Below are 807 nucleotides of genomic sequence, written 5' to 3'. Positions count from 1 at the left end.
CGCCGACCAGGGGGAGCCGCCCCACCGGCCAGGGAGAACAAGGGGGTTATCCCCAGTGCGGCGGACACCCCGACTGGCTAGCCTGAGCCGCATGACCGGAATGGACGGGCGGGACGCCGAACTGAAGACCGAGCTGAAGAAGGAACTCGACGCCTCGTTGCAGGCCCGCAAGGAGCTGGGCGAGGAGTACGAGTCCGCACTGGTCGACTCCTTCCTGGAGAAGGTCGACCAGCGCATCGGCGACGCCGTCGAACGCCGGGTGCGCCGGCAGTTCGCCGAGCAGCAGACGGCGGTGGTCCGGCAGTCCCGCTCGTCGGAGGGCGGCGACTCCTGGGGCGAGCGCTTCGGCTTCGGCATCGCCTCCCTGGTGCTGGCCATTCCGCTGTCCGGGATCGGCGGTGCCGTCGGCGACCTGCCCGGTCTCATCGTCGTCTGGCTCGGCATCGTCGGCGTCAACGTCGCCCAGGCCGCCCGTGTTCAGCCCGGTCTGTTCTCCGGCGGACGCCGCTCGGCCCGGGACGACGACTGAGACGACTGAGACGGCTGAGACGACTGGGACGACTGGGGCGCCTGGGGCGACTGAAAGGCGCGGGCCGGGGACGGCATCGGACCGGATGCGAAAGAGCGCGTGGGGAGCGCGCGGAGAAGCGTACGAAGGAAATGCGCACACCTCGGGAAGGGTGCGCCCCCTGGAACGCACCCCTTTTGAAGAAGAGCACCAATCTCTGAATCTGAAGAAGAGCGCCAGGAGCGCCTGAAAAAGAAGAGCGCCCCTGGAAAGGGGCGCGCGGGGACCGCCACTCCCCG

Annotated in this window: 1 protein-coding gene; it reads left to right on the top strand. The window is 69.3% G+C overall.

Features of this window, described 5'->3' with window-relative positions; all coding sequences use genetic code 11:
* Positions 1 to 91: 91 nt before the first annotated feature.
* Positions 92 to 529 (top strand): hypothetical protein, encoded by a 438-nt coding sequence (locus CCN35_RS06360; RefSeq protein ID WP_079129814.1) that lies wholly within the window; start codon positions 92 to 94, stop codon positions 527 to 529.
* Positions 530 to 807 lie beyond the last annotated feature (278 nt).

Origin of the sequence: Streptomyces thermovulgaris (assembly GCF_002155915.1) — a bacterium.
GTDB lineage: Bacteria > Actinomycetota > Actinomycetes > Streptomycetales > Streptomycetaceae > Streptomyces > Streptomyces thermovulgaris.
The sequence above is the reverse complement of the archived record's forward strand: the minus strand, read 5'-3'. Positions and strand labels throughout refer to the sequence as shown.

Bases quoted from the DNA above. Each gene is read 5' to 3' on its own strand.
- CCN35_RS06360 (WP_079129814.1), top strand. From the start codon at position 92: ATGACCGGAATGGACGGGCGGGACGCCGAACTGAAGACCGAGCTGAAG.